This window comes from Streptomyces sp. NPDC102270 (assembly GCF_044766405.1).
GTDB lineage: Bacteria > Actinomycetota > Actinomycetes > Streptomycetales > Streptomycetaceae > Streptomyces.
Genome location: NZ_JBIWLX010000003.1, coordinates 238,633 through 253,872, shown reverse-complemented (window position 1 = coordinate 253,872; position 15,240 = coordinate 238,633). Strand labels below are relative to the sequence as shown.

Genomic DNA, 15,240 nt, shown 5'->3' with positions numbered 1-15,240 from the left:
CACTCACCACGACACCGGCAACCGGCGCGGTCCCCGTGTCATCTGTCCCTCCCGCCAGTCGATCGTCTCCGGCGTGAACTCGGCCCGCAGCCCCGGGAACCGGACCGCGAGCCGGTGCAGGGCCAGCCCCAGCTCCAGGCGGGCCAGCCATGCGCCAAGACAGTGGTGGGGACCGGCGCCGAACACCACGCTCGGTGTCGTCAGCGGGGCGAACAGGTCGGTCTCCTCGGGCCGCGGAAAGACATCCGGGTCTCTGTTCGCCGCGTTGGTCTGCACGGCGACCACGGCCCCCGCCGGGATCGTCACCCCGCCGACCTCGACCTCCTCTACGGCCCGGCGGATCAGCCCGGGCAGCACCCTGCCCTCACTCAGCGGGATCGTGCGCAGCAGCTGTTCGACGGCGGTCTCGGCCGACTCCTGGCTCTCGGCGAGACCGGGCCAGGCCTGCCGCCCATCGGTGAGGAGGTGGACGACGATGTTGCCGAGGGCGGTCATGGTCGTCTCGTGACCGGCGACGACCAGGCCCAGGACCAGCATGACCAGACGGGGCTCGTCGATGCCCTGGTCGTCGCCGGCGCCGACCAGGGCGCTCACCAGGTCGTCGCCCGGCTCCTTGCGCCGCTCGGCGATCAGTCCCGCGCAGAAGTGGCCGAACTCCCGCATGGCGGCGCCGACTTCCTCGGCGGTGTGCGCGCCGCCGGACAGGGCGTGGTCGGCCCAGTCGCGGATGCGCTCCCAGTCGGCGTGCTCCAGGCCCATCAGCCGGGAGATCACCGAGACGGGCAGCCGGCGGGTGAACCCCTCGACGATGTCGGCGGGCTGCGGCTGCCGTGCGAGGTCGTCGAGGAGGGTCTCCACCACGGAGGCCGTCCAGGGCCGCCAGCGGGCGATCGCGCGCGGGGTGAAGGCCCGCTGGACGGTACCCCGCAGCAATTGATGGGGCGGCCCGTCCTGGTTGAGGAGGCCGTCCGGGGAGTCCAGCAGGTTCGGTACGAGGAGCAGCGGCGGGGCGTCCTCGTCCCTGAGGGACTTCCGGTTGAATCGGGGGTCCATGAGCACCTGGCGCACGTCGGCGTAGCGGGTGACGAGCCATACCGGGGTGCCGGTGGCCAGGGTGGTGAGCCGGGGCGGGCCGTTCTCGGGCAGGGGGATACGGTGCATGGGACAAAGGGTCCGGGACGTGCTGTCTGTGCTCATCCAGGTCTCCAGACACGCCGGTACGCGGAGTTCCCCACGCTAGTGCGCCCCGGTGTGTCCCGTCAGTGTCCCAATCGGCCAACAAGACGGTCTCCCAGGGCTTTTGGGGGTCATCCGTGGGCATCCGTGCAGTAGGAAGGAGGGCCGTCGCATGACGACTCCCATCAGGCGAGTGTCCAGGCGCATGCCCGGCTGGGCGAAGATACTGACCGCCGTCGTGGTGGTGCTCGTGGTGTTCTTCGCCGGGATCCGGTTCAGCGTGCTCCCTGGCCTCAAGGACCTGTTCGGCACGGAGACCCACGACCGTTCGGGTCCCGCACTTCTGGAGTCCATCCAGGACATCAGCCGTTACGACGCCGCCTCCGGCAATTTCCAGGTCGTGGTGGACCTGGAGAAGGACACCAAGTTCCTGCCCGACGCGATCCGCGGCTCCCGCACCCTGTACGTGGGGGCGGGCGCCGTCGACGCCTACGTCGACCTCGGCAAGGTCGCCAAGAACGACGTGACGGTCAACGAGGACCGCACGGCCGCCACGCTCCATCTGCCGCACGCGCAGCTCGGCAAGGCCACGCTGGACGCCGACCGCTCCTACGCGGTCTCCAAACAGCGCGGTCTGCTCGACCGGCTCGGCGACTTCTTCTCCGACAACCCGAACAGCGAACAGGCCGTGCAGAAGCTCGCGGTGAAGCACATCACCGAGGCGGCGAAGGAGAGCGAGCTGACCAAACGGGCCGAGACCAACACCACCAACATGCTCAAGGGACTGCTGAACTCGCTCGGCTTCAAGAAGGTCGAGGTCACCTACGGCACCTGATCAGCCGCCGAGCATGCCCGGCAGGGTGAGGGCGCCGAGCACGGTGGTGCCGACCAGCACCCACGCCACGTAGTCGCCGATGTGCCCGGACTGCAGGCGCCGTAGCCACAGCGCCCGGTCCGGTGCGGCGAACGGCTCGGGGCGGGTGACGGCGAGGAGAGCGAGGACCCCGGCCAGCAGGGTCGACACCAGGCCCAGCAGGACTCCGGCCGGGGTCCAATGCACGGAGGTGAACACGCCTGCGGATCCGGTCTCGTTCACGGAGTGCGCGACCACCCTGGCGAAACCGGGGGCCACGCCGACGGCGACGGCTGCGGCGAGCAGCACGGCGGGCACCGCCGTCATGGTGTCCGGGATCCGGCTGAGCCGGTGCCGGGTCTCGGGCCGCTCCCCGGAGCCGGTCGTCTCGTACCCGGAACCGACCTCGGGGCGGGGGCCCAGGCCCAGGAACACCCGAGCGGCGACCCGCAGCACGGCCGCCGCGGTCACCGCGCTCGCCGCCACGTAGAGCACGGTGAGCGGGCCTCCCACGGCTTCCTCCGTAACCGACTTGCCGAGTGCCGTGCCGAAGGGCGGCAGGCCGGCGAGGCCGAGGGCGCCGAGGACGAACAGCACCGCGACGCCCTTGAGTTCACGGGCCCTGCCGTGCAGCGCGTGCTCGTCGACACTGCCGTAGCGGTCGAGGAGAATGCCGGTGCAGGCGAACAGGGCCGCCTTCACTCCGGCGTGGCCGAGGACGTACAGGGCGATACCGTCGTCGGCCTCCGGCTTCAGGACGCCGATGCCGATGAGGAAGAGCCCGGTGTGGGCGACCGTCGAGTAGGCCAGCAGCCGTTTGATGTGCCGCTGGTACCAGCACATCACCGCGCCGATCACGGCCGTCAGCGCGCCCAGCGTCACCAGGGCCCGCTCGAACTCGGGAGCCGGGACGCCGCCGGGACCGGAGAAGACCGTGCCGTAGACGCGCCAGACACCGAAGGTGCCGAGTTCGACCATGACACCCGACAGCAGCATGCACACCGGGGTGGGGGCGACGGCGTGCGCGTCGGGCAGCCAGAAGTGGAAGGGGACGGCGGCCGACTTGACCAGCAGTGCGGTCATGACCAGGACGAACGCGGCGAGGACCAGGGCGTCGGGGCGTCCGTGCGCGTCCAGTCCCCGGCCGATCGGGTGCATTCCCAGCTCGCCGGTGCGCGCGTACAGCAGTCCGATGCCCATGAGCATGGCGTACGCGCCGAGCGAGGTGACGACGGCGAACGTCAGCGCGCCCTGCACGGCCCTGGCCTCCTCGACCCGGTGGCCGGTCAGGGCGTACGCCACGACGCTCATCAGCTCGAACCACACGAACGCGTTGAACAGGTCGCCCGCGATCGCGAACCCGCACATGCCGCCCTGGAACAGCAGCAGGAGCGCGGGGAAGGACCCGGCGTGGCCGCTGGGCGGTTCGTCGAAATAGTGCCAGGAGTACGCCAGTGCCGCCAGGGTGAGCAGGGAGGCGAGCGCGGCCATGCCGAGGCCGGCCCCGTCGCCGATCAGGACGATGCCGACGCTCTGTCCCTGCACGGGGACCCAGCCGCCGGCCCACTCCAGGAAGGGCGGCGAGGAGTTCAGCAGGAGGACGAGGGCGAGGCCGGCCGTACCGGCGGAGACCGCGCAGCCGACGGTCTCGGCGACCGGGCGGGGCACCAGGCGGCCGCCGGCGACGAGCAGGGCGGCCCCGAGCAGCGGTACGGCCACCAGCAGGGGCAGCAGGTCGTCCATCAGCCGCGCAGCTCGGAGAGTTCGTCGGGGTCGACCGTGCCGTGCCGTTTGGAGATCTGCACGACGAGGGCGAGCAGCAGGGCGGTGACGGTGGCGCCGACGACGACGTCGGTCAGCGTCAGGGCCTGGACGACCGGGTCGACGACGGGGCGCGAGCCGGGTTTCAGGTCGGAGAAGACGGGGGCGGTGGCGTGGTCGCGGTAGCCGACGGCCAGCAGCAGGACGTAGGTACCGGCCTGGCACACGGACAGGCAGCCGACGGCGTGGATCAGGTTGCGGCTGGTGGCGAGGCCGTAGCAGCCGGCCAGGAAGACCCATCCGGCCACCAGATAGGGAAAGACATCCATCACTTCGCGTTCCCCTCCTCGATCTCGACGGTCTGGTCCAGGAAGCGGGCGAGCAGGACGACGACCGCGCAGGCGACCTCCATGCCGACGGCCGCGTTCAGCAGGGGGACGGTGCCGCCGGAGGACAGCGTGTTGAAGGTGCCGTACGGCAGCACGGTGTTGGCGAGGAAGGCCGAGCCGCCGATCAGTCCGGCGAGGCCGGTGACGACGTAGGCGGAGGTGGCGATCGCGTCGCCGGTCTCGTACAGGCCGACCGGCCTGACCCGTTCCAGGGCCCGGTAGTCGGCGCCCAGGTAGAGCAGGTGCAGAGAGGTCGCGGCGACGACCCCGCCCTGGAAGCCGCCGCCGGGGCTGAGCTGCCCGTGGGCGATCACGTAGAGGCCGGTGAGGAGGGCCACGGGGAGCACGAGGAGGGCGTAGCGGCGGACGGGGCGGGCCAGCTTCTCGGCGGCGGCGCGGGCGCGGTGTTCGTCGTGGGTCTGCCGCAGCAGGATCACGCAGCCGATGACGGCGGCGAAGAGGATGGTCATCTCGCCGAGGGTGTCGAAGGCGCGCTGGTCGAAGTTGACGGAGGCGATGACGTTGGCGGTGCGCCGGGCCAGGGAGGCGTGGACGGCCCGGTCGCCGTAGGGGTGGTGGTCGCCGCCGAAGGCGGGCAGGTCGAGGGCGGCGGCCACGAAGAGGGCGGCCAGGCCCGCGCCGCCCACCGCCAGGAGCCACAGCCGGGCGCGGCGGCTCACCGGCGGTGTCCTTCCTTCTTTCCGCGCCGCCTGACCTTGTGGACGGCGAGCAGCAGCAACAGCGGGGTGAGGGCGGAGCCCACGGCCAGCTGCGACAGGGCCACGTCGGGTGCCTGGAGCACGGTGAACAGGACTGCGAGGACCAGGCCGAGCACGGACAGGACCAGGGCCTGGCGTACGGGGTCGCGGACGGCCACCGCCGCGGTCGCGGACACGGCGACCAGGAGCAGCGCGACGACGATCACCGCGTCAGCCACGGCGGACCCCCGGGAACGCGCCGGACAGGGCGCGGGAGGCGACGACGTTCCCGCCGATCAGCAGGGCCCCGACGACCAGGAGCTTGGCCGTCGCCCGGCTCGGGCCGGTGGCCGCGCACAGCGCGGTGACGACCACCGCGCCGACCGCGGCGGCCGCGTAGGTCAGGCCCCAGGCGCTCGGCGGGTCCTCGGCCAGTTCGTCGGCGAGCAGCCGGGCGAAGACGAGGGTGCCGACCGGGCCCAGCAGGGCGAGGACCAGGGCGAGATCGACGTAGGAGGGGCGGTCGTAGCCCTGGGAGAGCAGCAGGAGGGCGGGGCAGGCGAAGGCGGTGCACAGGTTCTGTGCCACGACCCGGCGTCCGAGCGGCCCGGTGGCGACGCCCCACACGGTGGCGCCCACTCCCCCGCCGAGGACGACGGTCGCCGCGAGGATCCAGCCGTTCACCGTCCGGTCACCGCCCGTCGGGCGGCCCGGGCGGCGAGCGCGCCGAGGCCGGCGACGGCCGCGCCGACCGCGAGTTCGAGGGTGTCCACGGTGCTGATGAACATGAGCCAGAGCACGGCGAGCGCGGTCCACCAGCCGAGGAGTTCGGCTGTGGCGAGGAGTGTCGTACGCCCGGTCGTAGGCCCGGTCATGCGCCACCTCCTCGCAGCCGCGGCCTGGGGAACGTTCGTCGCGCGCCATCCAAACACCGGTCCGAGGGCGTGCGGGGGCGACGCGCGCGGTACTCCAGCCCGCGTGCCCCGACCGTACGAAGGGAAACCGGAGGCCGACCGGTGTGCGGCGGCATCCTCGGACCGTTCAGGGGTAAGCGCCTTTCGACACTGGGAAGTTCGAGAGTGGAGGATCCAATGGCCTGGGCGCCGTCACGTTCGCGAGCGGGGTCAGACACCGGCACCGCCAAGAACGAGCGCGCGGTGAAGCCCGCCCGCCCCCGGCGAGATCCGCTCTCCCTCGTGGTCCGTTTCGTGGCGATGGTGTTCGCGTTCGTGTTCATGGTGGCGTTCGCCGTCGTCCTGGCCCGGCTCACGCTCGAACCCTCACCGGCGTCGGTGGATCTGACGCACACCAACCTGCATCCGGGCGCCTCCCTCAAGGCTTATCTGAACCAGCCCGAGCTGCGGGACGCCTTCAAGCAGATCGGCGGGAACATCCTGCTGGGCATCCCGTTCGGCATCCTGGTTCCGATCATCGCCCCGAAGACCCGCGGGCTGCTGCGGATCGCGCTGCTGACTGCCTTCGTGATGCTGCTCGTCGAGTTCGCGCAGGGCGCCCTCGTGGAAGGCCGGGCCTTCGACATCGACGACGTCATCCTCAACACCTCCGGCGCTCTGATCGGCTATCTGCTGCTGGGCAGGCGGCTGAGCCGGGCGGTGCACAAGAAGCCGCGGGACAAGTCGGCGAAGAAGGCGTAAGGGATCCGGGGTTCGCTCAACTTCTGGTCTGTACCAGAGTATTGACTGGTGCTTAGTTCACTCCTTAAATCAAGAGGCGACACCATCCCCCCCACCCCGGAGGAAGAGCCGTGGCCGCCTCACGCCTGCTGCGCAGATGTCTCCTCGCCGCACTGTCCGCCGTGCTGATCTCGTCCGGTACCGCCCAGGCGGACCCGCCCACCGTCGTCGCCGCCGCGGTGACGTTCTCCGACACCTTCGACGGGCCCGCCGGAGCCGCGGTCGACTCCTCGAAGTGGCAGATCGAGACCGGCGACAACGTCAACAACCACGAGCGGCAGTACTACACCTCGGGCAACAAGAACGCCGCCCTCGACGGGCAGGGCCATCTGGTGATCACGGCCCGGCGCGAGAACCCCGCGAACTACCAGTGCTGGTACGGCACCTGCCAGTACACCTCGGCCCGGCTGAACACCTCCGGGAAGTTCACCGCACAGTACGGACACGTCGAGGCGCGGATGAAGATCCCGCGTGGGCAGGGCATGTGGCCGGCGTTCTGGATGCTCGGCACCCCGGTCAACTGGCCGGCCTCGGGGGAGATCGACATCATGGAGAATGTCGGCTTCGAGCCCTCGACCGTCCACGGCACGATCCACGGCCCCGGCTACTCCGGCTCGGGCGGCATCGGCGCCGGCTACTCCCTGCCGAACGGCCAGGCCTTCGCGGACGCCTTCCACACCTTCGCCGTCGACTGGGCACCCGACTCGATCACCTGGTCGGTCGACGGGGCCGTCTACCAGCGGCGCACCCCCGCCGACCTGGGCGGCCGCACCTGGGTTTTCAACAAGCCCTTCTTCCTGATCCTCAACCTCGCGGTCGGCGGCTACTGGCCCGGTGACCCGGACGGCTCCACCACCTTCCCGCAGCAGCTCGTGGTGGACCACGTGTCGGTGACCACCGGCGAGGCGCCAACGGGGGCGGCGATCCGGGGCCTCGCGGGCAAGTGCGTGGACGTCGCCGGGGCGAACCCCGCGAACGGGACCGCCGTACAGCTCTACGACTGCAACGGCAGCGCCGCCCAGCAGTGGGCCGTCGGTTCGGACGGCACGATCCGCGCGCTCGGCAAGTGCCTGGACGTCACGGGCGGCGGCACCGCGGACGGGACGGCGGTCCAGCTCTACGACTGCAACGGCTCCGGGGCCCAGCGGTGGACCGTCACGGGCGCCCGCGACATCGTCAACCCGCAGGCCGACAAGTGCCTCGACGTGACCGGCAACAACTCGGCCAACGGCACCCGGCTGCAGCTGTGGACCTGCACGGGCGGCGCCAACCAGAAGTGGACGGTCGGCTGAGCCGACGGGTCAGTGCCGGGTCCAGGTGAACTTGTCGCCGCCCACCCAGCGGACCACGTCCGGGTCGTCCAGGTCGTGGACCGTGATACCGAAGGCGGCGGCCGCCTCCAGGACGTCGGTGACGGCCCTCGCCTCGCCGACCACCTCCCCGTCGATCTCCACGATCCGGAACGGCGGTGTGGTCGGCTGGACCCCGAGCACGATGATCCGCGGGGTGGCGATGTGCGGGCTCGCGATTTCGGTCATGGTTCGAGCGTAGAACGCATCCCGCGGCGGGGAGAGGCGTGCGTCACCCGCCGAGGAGCTCGAGGACCGCCGCCTCGACCGCGCCCTGGGTGGCCGGCCGCCCGAAGTCCCGTGCTCGCCCAGCCGGGTGAGGGCGGGGGCGACGGTCCTCCCCTGCTCGAACAGCTCGAAGACCCGCGGGTCGATGTACGAGGCCCGGCACACCGCCGGCGTGTTGCCCAGGTGGTGGCTGACCTCGCGCACGCTCCTGGCCATCTGCCGGCGGCGGGCCGTCGGGGTGGTCCGGGCCTCCTCGGCGGTGACGGCGAGGGCGACCGCGGCCAGGACCGTGGCGTGCCAGGTCCGGAAGTCCTTGGCGGTGATGTCGGTGCCGGACAGCCGGCGCAGCGCCTCGTTCAGGTCGGCGCCGTGCAGATCGTGCCAGGCGCCCCGCTCCCAGTGGGCGAGCAGTCGGTCCCCGCCGCTCCTGCGGCGGTCGAGCGCGCGTACGACGGTCAGGGCGTCCTCGTCGACCAGCGCGCGGACCAGCTCGATGCCGCCCTTGGCCGGGTAGGCGAAGGTGAGCTCGTCGCGGCCGCAGGTGACGTGCTCGCGGAGCGTGGTCGTCAGGCCGTAGGTCTCCGTCTGGCGGGTGTGCCGGTCGCTGCCGATCCGGAAGAAGCCGAGGTCGAGCAGGCGCACCGCGCAGGCCGTGACCCGGGGGCGGCTCAGGCCGCGCCCCGCGAGGTCCTCCGCGACCCGCTCGCGCAGCGTGGGCAGGGCGCGGGCCACCTCCCGCACGTGCTCGTGCTTGGCCTGCTCCTGCTGGGCGCGGAACCGCTCGTGGTACAGGTACTGGCGGCGTCCGGCGGCGCCGGTGCCCACGGCCTGGAGGTGCCCGTTGGGCCAGGGGCAGATCCACACCTCGCGCCAGGCGGGCGGGAGGTCAGGGCGCGGATGCGGGCGAGCACGTCCGGGTCCGTGACCGGCTTGCCCTCGGGGTTTCGGTAACGGAAACCCCGGCCGCAGCGGACCCGGGTGAAGCCTGGACGCTCGCAGGAACTGGTGCGCAGTCTCAAGGGCGCCGCCATTCGTCGTCGCCGAGGTGCGAGCCGGCCTGCGGGCCCATGCGGAGCATCCCGCCGTCGACACTCCAGGACGCACCGGTGACGTAGGTGGCCTCGGGGCCGGCCAGGAAGGCGATCACGGCGGCGACCTCGCGTGCGTCACCCGGGCGGCCGAGCGGGACACCGGGACGCTTCTCGGTGTGGACGTCGGTGTCCTTCTGGCCCGTCATCGGGGTGGCGATCTCGCCGGGCGCGACCGCGTTGACGGTGATGCCGTGCTCGGCGAGTTCCAGGGCCATCACCTGGGTGAGCAGTCCCAGGCCGCCCTTGGCCGCGCAGTACGGGGCCGCGCCGACCCGCGGCTGGTGCTCGTGCACGGAGGTCACATTGACGATCCGGCCGCCGTCGCCCTGCCGGATCATGTGCCGGGCCGCCCGCTGACCGCACAGGAACGGTCCCAGCAGATCGACGTCGAGGACCTCGCGGACCGTGTCGAGCTCCAGGTCGAGGAAGGGCGTCATGGTGCCGGTGCCCGCGTTGTTGACCAGGACGTCGAGGCGGCCCAGCCGGTCGCACAGCTCGTCGACGGTGTCCGCGGCGGCGGGCAGCCGGGTGAGGTCCATCCGCGCCACCTCGGCGCGTCGGCCGAGGGCGCGGACCTCCTCGGCGGTCTCCTCGGCGCCCTCGAGGTCGGTGTGCCAGGTGATGCCGACGTCCATCCCCGCCCGGGCCAGCCGGACGGCGGTGGCCCTGCCGATGCCGGAATCGGCTCCGGTGATCACGGCCGCCTTGGTGTCGGGTGCGGTGGGGGCGGACATCTCAGCCTCCTCGTAGGGCGGGGGTCTCGTCGGGCACGACGAGGCGGTTGCCGGACGACCGGGGCCCGGGGTCCGAGATCCGGGGGACGTCCGGCGAGGCATCGCAGTACCCGGCGCGCTGCCCGACAAACCGCTCGTCCGTCGTGCGGCGCCCGGGCGCCTGGGGAACTCTGGAGGAGCCGGGCAACTCTGGAGGAGGTGGCGATGGATCCCGTCGAGGCCCTGGAACGGATCGCCTTCCTGCTGGAGCGGTCCCTGGCACCGACGTACCGCGTCCGTGCCTTCCGTACGGCGGCCCGGGTACTGACCGAGCTGCCCGCGGACGAGGTGCGCGAGCGCGCGGAGGCCGGGTCGCTGGAGTCACTCAAGGGCATCGGCCCGAAGACGGCCCAGGTGGTGCGCGAGGCGCTGGCCGGAGGCGTACCCGGCTATCTGCAGAAGCTGGAGGAGGAGTCGGCAGCGCCCCGGGCCAGGGGCGGCGAGAAGCTGCGGGCGCTCCTGCGCGGCGACTGCCATCTGCACTCCGACTGGTCGGACGGCGGCAGCCCGATCGAGGAGATGGGCCGGACCGCGGCGGAGCTCGGCCACGAATGGGCGGTGCTGACCGACCACTCGCCACGGCTGACCGTGGCCCGGGGGCTGTCACCGGAGCGGCTGCGGGAGCAACTCGACGTGGTGGCGGCACTCAACGAGACCTGGGCGCCCTTCCGGCTGCTCACCGGCATCGAGTGCGACATCCTCGACGACGGCTCCCTGGACCAGGAACCCGAACTCCTGGACCGCCTGGACGTCGTGGTCGTGTCCGTGCACTCCAAGCTGCGCATGGACGCCCGTTCGATGACCCGGCGCATGGTGGCCGCCGTGCGCGACCCGCACGCGAACATCCTCGGGCACTGCACGGGACGGCTGGTGACCGGGCGCGGCCGGCCCGAGTCGCAGTTCGACGCGGACGAGGTGTTCGCCGCGTGCGCGGAGTCGGGCACGGCGGTGGAGATCAACAGCCGCCCGGAGCGCCTCGACCCGCCGCGCCGGCTGCTGCGCCGGGCGGTCGAGGCGGGCGTGCTGTTCTCCGTCGACACCGACGCGCACGCGCCCGGCCAGCTCGACTGGCAGATCCTCGGCTGCGCGCGGGCGGAGGAGTGCGAGGTGCCGGCCGAGCGGATCGTGACCACCTGGAACCTCGGGGAACTGCTGGCCTGGTCCCGGGAAGGCCGGGTACCGGACCGAGTGGCGGGCCCTTGAGGTGGTACCCGTGCGGCACGACAGGACAAGGAGCGGTACATGGAACGGGCTGCAGTGTTCGACGTCGACGGCACCCTGGTCGACACCAACCACCTGCATGTGACGACCTGGTGGGAGGCGCTGCGGCAGGCGGGCCACCAGGTGCCGATGCACGCCGTCCACCGGGCCATCGGGCTCGGTTCCGACGACCTCGTGGCGCATCTTTTGGGCGAGGACCGAGACAAGGACCAGGACGCCGAGCTGAGCGCCGCCCACAAGGCGCTCTACGGGCAGTACTTCGACCGGCTGCCCGCCCTCCAGGACGCCGGCCGGTTGCTGCGGCATCTGGACCGCGAGGGCTGGCGGGTCGTCCTCGCCACCTCGGCGGGCGGGGCGGAACTGTCCGCGCTGCGCCGGGCGATCGCCGCCGACGACGCGATCATGGCCACCGCCAGCGCAGACGACGTCGAGGAGGGCAAGCCCGCCCCCGAGCCCGTCGAGCACGCGCTGGAACTGGCGGGGGTGCCCGCCGAACGCGCGGTCTTCGTCGGCGACACCGTCTGGGACATGCAGGCCGGCAGCCGGGCGGGCGTCCGCTGTGTCGGCGTCCTGTGCGGCGGAATCCCCCGCGCCGACCTGGAGGAGGCGGGTGCGCAGGCGATCTACGACGATCCGGCCCACCTGCTGGCGTCCCTGGCGGACAGTCCCCTGGCATGACGTGCCGGACGACCGGAACCCATAGCAGATGACTGGTGTGACGGAAGCTCTACGTCGACAGCCCCGCCCGACGCACGCGATACGGCAGGGGGCACATGCCTTCGGCCGGGCGGCCCGTGCCGCCTTCCGTGGCCCGGGGCGGGAGCGCGATCTGCTCGTGCAGTCGCTCAAGGCCTCGGCCGCCGCGATCCTCGCCTGGCTCGTGGCCGGTGTGTGGATGGGCGATCCGATGGCCCTGATGGCGCCCTGGGTGGCGGTGGTGCTCGTGCAGGCCACCGTGTTCAGCTCGCTGATGCAGGCCGTACGGCAGCTGGCGGCGATCTGCTGCGGGGCCGTACTGGCGTCGGTGGCGCTGGCCGTGACCGGGAGCACGCTGGGCGCCGTGGCACTGTCCGTGCCGCTGCTGGTGCTCCTCGCGAACTGGCCGCGCTTCGGCGACCAGGGGATCTACGGCGCGACCACCGCGCTGTTCACCCTCTCCACCAGCACGGTCGGGGTGGCGGAGGTCGGCCACCGGGTGGGACAGGCCGCGCTCGGCGCGGTCATCGGCCTCGCCGTGAACGCGTTCGTGCTTCCGCCGATCCATCTGCGGGACGTGCGGGCGAACCTCGCGGCGCTGGCCCGGGAGGCGGGCGATGTCCTGCACACCCTGGCCGGTGATCTGCGGGACGGTGAGTGGGACGTGCAGGGCTGGTCGCATGCCTCGGCCCGGCTGGAGCGCCGGCTGGGGGCACTGCGGTCCGCCCGCGGCTGGAGTCGGGAGAGCCTGCGTCTGACGGCCGGTCCGCGGCGTGCCGTACGGCGGCTTCCCGCGTCGATTCCCCCGGAGCAGGACGACGAGCGCTGGAGCCGCGTCACCGGTCACATCCGCGCGCTCACCCGTACCCTGGTCGTCGCCGCCGACGAGGACCGCGCCCCCGTCGCGCCCGCCGGGCCGGTACTGGACGCGTACGCCGACCTCCTCCAGCTGATCGGCGACGCCTGCCACGCGGAGAGCGAACGGCTGCTGGCGACCGGCGGTGAGGATCGTCCCGACGACCATGCCGAGGCGGCGATGCGGGAGCTGCGCGGTCAGCTCCAGGACGGGCTGCGAGAGCACGCCGGGCAGGGGGCGGAGGGCACGACGGTGCTGGGGACCCTGCTGCTGCAGGCCGAGAACCTGTGGAGCGAGACCGTTCCGACCGGTCGGAACGGGTGACGCGGCTCACCCCGGGGCGGGCCGCAGGGCGGAACACCAGCGGGTGGTTGCCCGTTGAACAGACCGTGGGTACGGATGGGACAGTGTCCCCGGGCCTCACCCTTTGCCCACAGGGACGATCGTTCGGCTGAAGCCCTGTGGCGCCTTTCGCCGAGAGGCGACCGCCATCCGTGCCCACCCCTTGACCGCCCCGACCGTGATTCCCCCGTCCGGTCGGGGCTTCCTTTTGTCCCGGCTTGACTTCGAGAGCACTCCAATTCGTAGCGTTCCCGTCATGAGCACTGCACAGCACAAGATCGGTTCGGGGTTCGGCGCCCACAGCACGGCCGACGACGTCCTCGCGGGCGTCGACCTGTCCGGCAAGCTCGCGATCGTCACCGGCGGCTACTCGGGGCTCGGTCTGGAGACCACCCGGGCGCTCACCAAGGCGGGCGCGCGGGTCGTCGTCCCGGCCCGGCGTCCCGACACCGCCTGGAAGGCCCTGGCCGGCATCGACCGTGTCGAAGTGGACGAACTCGACCTGGGTGACCTGGACAGCGTGCGGGCCTTCGCCGAGCGGTTCCTCGACTCGGGCCGCACGGTCGACCTCGTCATCGACAACGCCGGGATCATGGCCTGCCCGGAGACCAGGGTCGGGCCGGGCTGGGAGGCGCAGTTCGCGACCAACCACCTCGGGCACTTCGCGCTGGTCAACCGGTTGTGGCCGGCCATCGAGCCCGGCGGCGCCCGCGTGGTCTCGGTGTCCTCACGTGCCCACCACTTCTCCGGCATGCGCTGGGACGACGTCCACTGGCGGACCGGCTACGACAAGTGGCAGGCGTACGGCCAGGCGAAGACGGCGAACGTCCTGTTCGCCGTCCACCTCGACAAGCTCGGCGCCGATCGCGGGGTGCGGGCGTTCTCGCTCCACCCGGGCGGCATCCTCACCCCCTTGCAGCGTCACCTCCCCAAGGCGGAGATGGTGGAGCGCGGCTGGATCGACGAGCAGGGCAACGTGCTCAACCCCTCGGGCTTCAAGAGCCCGGAGCAGGGCGCGGCCACGCAGGTGTGGGCGGCGACCTCGCCCCAGCTCGCGGGAATGGGCGGCGTCTACCTGGAGGACTGCGACATCGCCGAGGGCGCCGTCGACGGCGACGAGAGCGGCGGCGTCAGGGCGTGGGCGACCGACCCGGACCAGGCGGAGCGCCTGTGGACGCTGTCGGCGGAGCTCACGGGCGTGAACGCGTTCGCCTGACGCTTCGCGGGACCTGCCTCGCACGCGTAGGCCGGCTCGCTGCGGCCGGCCGGGCAGTTGCCCACGCCCCTGAGAGCGAGAGGCGCAGGGCAACCCCGCACCAGGGCCCAGGCCGAGGCCGCTGGGCTCCGGGGACGGTCGGTGCGTCACGGGGGGACTCGGGGCCCTGGTCTCTGCGGATCTCCGCGCCGTCGCCAGGCGCTACCGCGCGTCGAGTTCCTTCGTTGCGTACAGCGCGGCAGGCGCCCCCGTCTCCAGGGCCCAGTAGCGGTCGCCGTAGGACCAGTGCCACCACTCGGTCGGGTAGTTGACCAGGCCCGCCGCGCTCAGCGCCTCGCCCAGCAGGGCCCGGTTGGTCCTCGCCTGGTCGGTGATGTTGGCGGCGCCCGTGTAGCAGGCGCCGTCGCTGTCCTCCGGGTTGGCGTTCATCGCGGTGCCCAGGTCGAGTTCGCGGCCGTCGGCGTCGGCGAGGGTGAGGTCGACGGCCGCGCCGGCGCTGTGCGGGGCTATCCCGGGCGGGGAGACATAGCGGCTGGCCGCGGTGTGGATCCGGTCCGCGTTCCAGTCGGGGTGGGCGGCGCGCAGTTCACCGGCGTACGTCTCGAAGTAGTGCCGCTGCAGCGCGGGCGGCCGGTATCCCTCCACGAAGAGCAGGCCCAGGCCGCCGGGCAGCAGGGCCTGCGCCCGGAGCAGCCGGTCGAGGACACCCTGGCGCAGATACACCTCGGCGCCCAGGGAGTCCTCGTTCTTGCGGTCGTCGACGAGGAGGTGGCCGCGGACGTCCACGAGAGGCTCCCCGTTCTCCTCGACGGGGACGGCGGCGACACGGGCGTCGGACATCAGGATGATCTCACTCATGCCGTGATCCTCTCGTGGCCGCGGACCGTGCCGTGCACC

General features: G+C 72.2%; 17 protein-coding genes and 1 pseudogene. 7 read left to right on the top strand and 11 right to left on the bottom strand.

All coding sequences use genetic code 11. From position 1 onward, the window contains the following. Nucleotides 1-3: 3 nt before the first annotated feature. Nucleotides 4-1,197 carry a cytochrome P450 gene (locus ACIRP7_RS06560; RefSeq protein WP_403654697.1) on the bottom strand — a complete coding sequence of 398 codons (1,194 nt, stop codon included), beginning with the start codon at nt 1,195-1,197 and terminating at the stop codon, nt 4-6. Nucleotides 1,198-1,348: 151 nt separating this feature from the next. Here ACIRP7_RS06560 and ACIRP7_RS06555 point away from each other — a divergent pair, with 151 nt between their 5' ends. Beyond that, on the top strand, nt 1,349-2,011 hold the full coding sequence (locus ACIRP7_RS06555; RefSeq protein WP_352384812.1) for a DUF4230 domain-containing protein: 663 nt from the start codon (nt 1,349-1,351) through the stop codon (nt 2,009-2,011). On the opposite strand, the gene ACIRP7_RS06550 is transcribed toward ACIRP7_RS06555, so the two are convergent. From ACIRP7_RS06550 to ACIRP7_RS06525, 6 genes are read right to left on the bottom strand one after another with little or no spacing between them, the layout of a single operon-like run. Then, nucleotides 2,012-3,772 (bottom strand): complex I subunit 5 family protein, encoded by a 1,761-nt coding sequence (locus ACIRP7_RS06550; protein WP_403654694.1) that lies wholly within the window; start codon nt 3,770-3,772, stop codon nt 2,012-2,014. It abuts the gene before it with no gap. After that, a complete protein-coding gene (locus ACIRP7_RS06545) occupies nt 3,772-4,119 on the bottom strand; it encodes a sodium:proton antiporter (protein ID WP_403655132.1) in 348 nt (115 codons plus the stop codon). The genes ACIRP7_RS06550 and ACIRP7_RS06545 overlap by 1 nt, the downstream gene beginning before the upstream one ends. Continuing rightward, nucleotides 4,119-4,859: an MnhB domain-containing protein gene (locus ACIRP7_RS06540; RefSeq protein ID WP_403654692.1), complete on the bottom strand. Its 741-nt coding sequence runs from the start codon at nt 4,857-4,859 to the stop codon at nt 4,119-4,121. The genes ACIRP7_RS06545 and ACIRP7_RS06540 overlap by 1 nt, the downstream gene beginning before the upstream one ends. Then, nucleotides 4,856-5,116, bottom strand: coding sequence for a hydrogenase subunit MbhD domain-containing protein (locus ACIRP7_RS06535; protein WP_403654690.1), 261 nt, complete (start codon nt 5,114-5,116; stop codon nt 4,856-4,858). Before ACIRP7_RS06535 ends, ACIRP7_RS06540 begins: the two co-directional genes overlap by 4 nt. Next, complete coding sequence (locus ACIRP7_RS06530) at nt 5,109-5,561, bottom strand: monovalent cation/H+ antiporter complex subunit F (RefSeq protein WP_403654688.1); 453 nt, start codon at nt 5,559-5,561, stop codon at nt 5,109-5,111. The genes ACIRP7_RS06535 and ACIRP7_RS06530 overlap by 8 nt, the downstream gene beginning before the upstream one ends. After that, nucleotides 5,558-5,752: a hypothetical protein gene (locus ACIRP7_RS06525; RefSeq protein WP_403654686.1), complete on the bottom strand. Its 195-nt coding sequence runs from the start codon at nt 5,750-5,752 to the stop codon at nt 5,558-5,560. The genes ACIRP7_RS06530 and ACIRP7_RS06525 overlap by 4 nt, the downstream gene beginning before the upstream one ends. Nucleotides 5,753-5,968: 216 nt before the next feature. On the opposite strand from ACIRP7_RS06525, the gene ACIRP7_RS06520 reads away from it, so the two are divergent. Further along, nucleotides 5,969-6,532, top strand: a complete 564-nt coding sequence (locus ACIRP7_RS06520; protein WP_403654684.1) for a VanZ family protein — start codon at nt 5,969-5,971, stop codon at nt 6,530-6,532. A 110-nt stretch (nt 6,533-6,642) separates the two neighbouring features. Further along, a complete protein-coding gene (locus tag ACIRP7_RS06515; RefSeq protein ID WP_403654682.1) occupies nt 6,643-7,863 on the top strand; it encodes an RICIN domain-containing protein in 1,221 nt (406 codons plus the stop codon). Nucleotides 7,864-7,872: 9 nt separating this feature from the next. On the opposite strand, the gene ACIRP7_RS06510 is transcribed toward ACIRP7_RS06515, so the two are convergent. The 3 genes and pseudogenes from ACIRP7_RS06510 to ACIRP7_RS06500 all read right to left on the bottom strand — a co-directional run bounded on the left by ACIRP7_RS06510 (nt 7,873) and on the right by ACIRP7_RS06500 (nt 9,973). Next, complete coding sequence (locus ACIRP7_RS06510) at nt 7,873-8,109, bottom strand: hypothetical protein (protein WP_057613237.1); 237 nt, start codon at nt 8,107-8,109, stop codon at nt 7,873-7,875. Between the two features lie 43 nt (nt 8,110-8,152). Then, nucleotides 8,153-9,167 (bottom strand): annotated as a pseudogene (locus ACIRP7_RS06505) (DNA topoisomerase IB). Further along, on the bottom strand, nt 9,164-9,973 hold the full coding sequence (locus ACIRP7_RS06500) for an SDR family oxidoreductase (RefSeq protein ID WP_403654680.1): 810 nt from the start codon (nt 9,971-9,973) through the stop codon (nt 9,164-9,166). Before ACIRP7_RS06500 ends, ACIRP7_RS06505 begins: the two are co-directional and overlap by 4 nt. A gap of 204 nt (nt 9,974-10,177) precedes the next feature. Here ACIRP7_RS06500 and ACIRP7_RS06495 point away from each other — a divergent pair, with 204 nt between their 5' ends. The 4 genes from ACIRP7_RS06495 (at nt 10,178) to ACIRP7_RS06480 (ending at nt 14,343) form a co-directional block, all read left to right on the top strand. After that, a complete protein-coding gene (locus ACIRP7_RS06495) occupies nt 10,178-11,215 on the top strand; it encodes a PHP domain-containing protein (RefSeq protein WP_403654678.1) in 1,038 nt (345 codons plus the stop codon). Nucleotides 11,216-11,254: 39 nt separating this feature from the next. Continuing rightward, a complete protein-coding gene (locus ACIRP7_RS06490) occupies nt 11,255-11,911 on the top strand; it encodes an HAD family hydrolase (RefSeq protein ID WP_403654676.1) in 657 nt (218 codons plus the stop codon). A gap of 28 nt (nt 11,912-11,939) precedes the next feature. After that, complete coding sequence (locus ACIRP7_RS06485) at nt 11,940-13,109, top strand: aromatic acid exporter family protein (protein ID WP_403654674.1); 1,170 nt, start codon at nt 11,940-11,942, stop codon at nt 13,107-13,109. A gap of 274 nt (nt 13,110-13,383) precedes the next feature. Continuing rightward, nucleotides 13,384-14,343 carry an SDR family NAD(P)-dependent oxidoreductase gene (locus tag ACIRP7_RS06480; RefSeq protein WP_403654672.1) on the top strand — a complete coding sequence of 320 codons (960 nt, stop codon included), beginning with the start codon at nt 13,384-13,386 and terminating at the stop codon, nt 14,341-14,343. Nucleotides 14,344-14,544: 201 nt separating this feature from the next. Here ACIRP7_RS06480 and ACIRP7_RS06475 read toward each other — a convergent pair whose 3' ends face one another. After that, nucleotides 14,545-15,201, bottom strand: a complete 657-nt coding sequence (locus ACIRP7_RS06475) for a M15 family metallopeptidase (protein ID WP_403654670.1) — start codon at nt 15,199-15,201, stop codon at nt 14,545-14,547. Nucleotides 15,202-15,240 lie beyond the last annotated feature (39 nt).

Excerpts from the sequence above, each read along its gene's own strand:
- ACIRP7_RS06480 (WP_403654672.1), top strand. The coding sequence starts at position 13,384 with ATGAGCACTGCACAGCACAAGATCGGTTCGGGGTTCGGCGCCCACAGC.
- ACIRP7_RS06555 (WP_352384812.1), top strand. The coding sequence starts at position 1,349 with ATGACGACTCCCATCAGGCGAGTGTCCAGGCGCATGCCCGGCTGGGCG.
- ACIRP7_RS06550 (WP_403654694.1), bottom strand. The coding sequence starts at position 3,772 with ATGGACGACCTGCTGCCCCTGCTGGTGGCCGTACCGCTGCTCGGGGCC.
- ACIRP7_RS06510 (WP_057613237.1), bottom strand. The coding sequence starts at position 8,109 with ATGACCGAAATCGCGAGCCCGCACATCGCCACCCCGCGGATCATCGTG.
- ACIRP7_RS06520 (WP_403654684.1), top strand. The coding sequence starts at position 5,969 with ATGGCCTGGGCGCCGTCACGTTCGCGAGCGGGGTCAGACACCGGCACC.
- ACIRP7_RS06545 (WP_403655132.1), bottom strand. The coding sequence starts at position 4,119 with ATGGATGTCTTTCCCTATCTGGTGGCCGGATGGGTCTTCCTGGCCGGC.
- ACIRP7_RS06500 (WP_403654680.1), bottom strand. The coding sequence starts at position 9,973 with ATGTCCGCCCCCACCGCACCCGACACCAAGGCGGCCGTGATCACCGGA.
- ACIRP7_RS06485 (WP_403654674.1), top strand. The coding sequence starts at position 11,940 with ATGACTGGTGTGACGGAAGCTCTACGTCGACAGCCCCGCCCGACGCAC.
- ACIRP7_RS06490 (WP_403654676.1), top strand. The coding sequence starts at position 11,255 with ATGGAACGGGCTGCAGTGTTCGACGTCGACGGCACCCTGGTCGACACC.
- ACIRP7_RS06495 (WP_403654678.1), top strand. The coding sequence starts at position 10,178 with ATGGATCCCGTCGAGGCCCTGGAACGGATCGCCTTCCTGCTGGAGCGG.
- ACIRP7_RS06525 (WP_403654686.1), bottom strand. The coding sequence starts at position 5,752 with ATGACCGGGCCTACGACCGGGCGTACGACACTCCTCGCCACAGCCGAA.
- ACIRP7_RS06560 (WP_403654697.1), bottom strand. The coding sequence starts at position 1,197 with ATGAGCACAGACAGCACGTCCCGGACCCTTTGTCCCATGCACCGTATC.
- ACIRP7_RS06475 (WP_403654670.1), bottom strand. The coding sequence starts at position 15,201 with ATGAGTGAGATCATCCTGATGTCCGACGCCCGTGTCGCCGCCGTCCCC.